At 75.6% G+C, this 3,640-nt stretch carries 4 protein-coding genes; 1 reads left to right on the top strand and 3 read right to left on the bottom strand.

Translation table 11 applies throughout. The features are described from left to right. Positions 1–580, bottom strand: a 580-nt coding sequence (locus tag I5E_RS12190) for a hypothetical protein (protein ID WP_031262480.1), incomplete at its 3' end; no start/stop codon positions are given. Between the two features lie 97 nt (positions 581–677). Between I5E_RS12190 and I5E_RS12185 the strand changes: the two genes are divergently transcribed. Continuing rightward, positions 678–1,238 carry a histidine phosphatase family protein gene (locus tag I5E_RS12185; RefSeq protein ID WP_022907232.1) on the top strand — a complete coding sequence of 187 codons (561 nt, stop codon included), beginning with the start codon at positions 678–680 and terminating at the stop codon, positions 1,236–1,238. 291 nt (positions 1,239–1,529) lie between these two features. Here I5E_RS12185 and I5E_RS12180 read toward each other — a convergent pair whose 3' ends face one another. Together I5E_RS12180 and I5E_RS22780 are read right to left on the bottom strand one after the other, a co-directional pair. Next, on the bottom strand, positions 1,530–2,336 hold the full coding sequence (locus I5E_RS12180) for a DUF1684 domain-containing protein (RefSeq protein WP_022907231.1): 807 nt from the start codon (positions 2,334–2,336) through the stop codon (positions 1,530–1,532). 95 nt (positions 2,337–2,431) lie between these two features. Then, the coding region (locus I5E_RS22780; RefSeq protein ID WP_022907230.1) for an ROK family transcriptional regulator at positions 2,432–3,640 on the bottom strand (1,209 nt) is incomplete at its 5' end.

Below are 3,640 nucleotides of genomic sequence, written 5' to 3'. Positions count from 1 at the left end.
CTCGACGCACCGGCCCGCGGTTCCAGCCGCGGGTGTCCGCGAGCCAGAGCAGCCGGCCGACGGTCAGGTCGAGCTCCCGTGCCAGCTCCGGGAGGGTGTCGACGAGCAGTCGGCTCGTGGTCTCCGGCCGGGCCCGGACCGCGGTCGCCCGACGCGCGAGGACCCGCACCGGACGACGGGCCTCGCGGGCGCGGTGCAGCTCGGCGAGGCGCGGCGACGCTTCGAGCGCCGCCGCGAGCTGCCGGGGTGCGTCGACCGGTGGCCGCGGGTAGGCGGCGAGGGCCGCGGCGACGGCGAGTCCGACGTAGGCGCGCTCGACGCCGACCACGGCCCAGCCGGCGGCGGTCAGGTCGTCCGGTCGCCAGTGTTCGGCGGCGAGGAACGCGTCGGCGAGGGCGCCGGCGACGACGGTGAGGGGCGTGGGGTTCCCGGAGGACCCGTCGGTGCCTCCGTGCGGCGTCGCGCGCGGAGCGCGCCGTCCCGCTCGGGGCGTGTCGTCCTGCTGGTCCTGCGTGCCCCGGGGTGACCCCGGAGAGGTCGACGCGTCACGCGCGTCGGCCGCCTCCCCCGGGAACTCCACGCGCTCACCCTACGGCGACCCGCTGACGGACGGGAGGCGCGGGGCGGGCCCGCGCCGCGCCTCCCGTCCGCACGCCGCGGGTGCGTAGGGTCGGGACGTGCCCTCGTTCTTCCTGACCCACGCCGAGGTGGTCGTCGACCCGGCGCGTCCGATCGAGTCGTGGGGGCTGTCCGCCGCGGGTCGGGAGCGCGCCGCCGGTGCCGCCGCGGTGGCCTGGGCCCCGGGGGTCGGTCGCATCGTGTCGAGTACCGAACAGAAGGCGATCGACACGGCCGGCATCCTCGCGGCGGCGGTGGGGGTCGTCCCCTCGACGGACGCCGCCCTCGGCGAGATCGACCGGAGCGCCACCGGTCACCTGCCGTTCGACGAGTTCGAGGGTGTCGTCGACGCGTTCTTCGCCGCGCCGGAGGTGTCGGTCCGCGGGTGGGAGCGCGCCGTCGACGCCAGGGCGCGCATCGTCCGTGCCGTCCGGGCGCTGGCAGACGACGGCGACGTGACGATCGTGTCGCACGGTGCGGTCGGAGCGCTGCTGCTCGCGGATCTGCGGGGCGTCCCGGTCTCCCGTGCGCTCGACCAGCCGGGCATGGGCAGCGTGTTCTCGTTCGACCCGGTCGCGTGGCGTGCCACGAGCGGGTGGGTTCGGGTCGAGGCGCCCTGACGAGTCCGGGGGTCCGGGGGCCGTGTGCTCAGGGGTCCGGGGGCCGCTGCCGCCGACGCGCGTGCTGACGCCGAACGACAACGTCGACGTCGTACGACAGCGGGCTCGTCGCAACCTGGCGTGCGCAACACCCCGCGCACGCAATCAACGACAACGTCGACGTCGACGTCGTACGACAGCGGGCTCGTCGCAACCTGGCGTGCGCAACACCCCGCGCACGCAATCAACGACTACGCCGACGTCGTACGACACCGACGATGTCGTACGGAGTCCGCGCCCCCGCGCCCCGCGTCAGGCGGGCAGGCGCTCCCCGGCCTCGACGGCCACGTCGAGCCGGTTCTCCGCGGGAGGCAGCGGGCACGTCGCGTGCGGGGTGTAGGCGCACGGCAGGTTCGTCGCCCGGTTGAAGTCGATCGTCGTGCGGCCGGTGGCGTCCGGTGCCGGCACGTCGAGGCTCCGCGTCGCGGCGTACGTCGTCACGCCCGAGGTCCGGTCGGTGAACAGCACGAGCAGCCCGTCGCCGTACCCGTTGAACGCCGTGAGCGCGCGCGGCCCGTCGAGCTCGAACCGCAGCACACCCGGCGCGGTGTACACGTGCTGGAGCCCGTCGACGACCGATCCCACCGTGACCTCGCGCGGCTCGTCGAACGGCTCGAACCGTGCCTCGACGGCGAACGCGGGGTCTGGCGCGTACGCCGGTGTGCCCCGGTAGGACACGCGGAGCGGCGCCGAGGGACGCCGCGGCCGGACGATGTCGCTGCCGCCGCGCCGCGCGACCTCGATGACGACGGACTCGTCACCGTCGTGCCACACCACGTCGACGCCGGACCGCTCGGCGAGCGACCCGAACCGGTGGGTGCCGGTCACGACCTGTCCGTCGACCTCGATCGACTGCCCCGGGTCGAGCGCCACCACCGGCCCGTCCTCGGAGGTCGACCAGGCGCCGGGTGCGTCCTCGAACCGTTCGGGCTCGGCCTGCAGCCACCGGATGCTCGTGATCGCGAGGAACCCGTGCTCGCTGGCCCGGGCTGCCTCGTGGGCGTCGTGCCAGGTCGTCCAGGCGGTGGCGAAGTCGGGAGCGGTCGTCGCGGTCGTCATGCAGCGAACCTACGGCGTCCTGGTCGCCGCCGCGACGCGGCCCGTGACGACAGTGCCGTCCTGGAGGCACGCCCCGCCTGCCCGACGCACGTCGCTCACCAGGGATGGCTGATGCTGCGGGCCTGCACCGAGCCTCCCGTCCGCTGCCGCGCCGTCGGGACCGGAGCCGCTGTCGTGAGGCTCCGCGCGATCGCGGAGCACGCCGCGCCGCGTGCGACGGCCACGACGCCGGCGGTGGAGAACGCGACCTCGGCGAACGGCCCACGTGGCAATCGGTCGCGGAGTCGTGAGCGGACCGCGTCGAGGAACCGCTCACCACCGAGGACCGCTGCGCTGCCGCCGATCGTGACCCGCGGCACGTCGAGGAGCTCGACCACGTGTGCGAGCGCCGAGCCGAGCGCCGACCCGCCCTCGGCGACGAGGCCGGCAGCGGCTGGCTCCCGACACATCCGGGCGTAGGCGGCGCGGACGGCCGCGGCGTCGTCGGACGCGACCTCGGCTTCGAGGACCCCCGCGGACACGGCGCGCCGGACCTGCTGCAGCGGTTGGCACGCCTCCCACACCGCGGTCCACCGACCGTGGGCGAACACCGGCATGCCGCCGAACTCCCCCGCGTTCCCGGTCGAGCCCCGGACGACCTCGCCCGAGGCCACCGCGGCAGCACTGACTCCGCTGCCGAGGTGCACCGCCACCAGGTCCTCGGGCTCCGGCGTCGTCCAGGCCTCACCGAACGCCCCGGCGATGGCGTCCTTCTCGAGGTGGACCGCGGCGCCCGTGCGTGCGGCGAGCTCGAGGGCGAGCGGGTACTCGGACCACGGGCGCAGCTGGGCGGGCGTCCCGAGCCGTTCGGAGACGGTGTCGATCGGACCGGGAACGGCCACCGTGACCCCGTCCACGGCCCGCCCCGGAGCCTCGGCCCGGAGGCGTCCGATCGCGGCGGCCATCGCGTCGACCACCGCTGCAGGAGCCGTGTGCGCCGCGATGTCGTGGTGCTCGGCCGCGAGCACGGTCCCCGTGAGGTCGACGAGCACGACCTCGAACGCGGCGGGATCGAGGTGCACGCCGATCCCCGTCCGCGCCGACGGCACCACGGCGAGCGCCCGCTCCCCGTCCTCGCGCACGAGTCCCTCGGCGACGAGCCGCGCGGCGATGTTCGAGACGGTCTGGGCGCTGAGTCCGGTGCTGCGGGCGAGGGCGACGCGGTGGAGCGGGCCGGAGCGGCGGACGAGGTCGAGCACGAGGGCGCGGTTGCGCGTCCCGACGTCGGCGATGTTCGTCCCGCCGTGGGGCGTTCCACCATGCAG

Origin of the sequence: Curtobacterium sp. B18 (assembly GCF_000333375.1) — a bacterium.
Classification (GTDB): Bacteria; Actinomycetota; Actinomycetes; order Actinomycetales; family Microbacteriaceae; genus Curtobacterium.
Note: the sequence above shows the minus strand (reverse complement) of the source record. Positions and strands in the feature narration are given on the sequence as shown.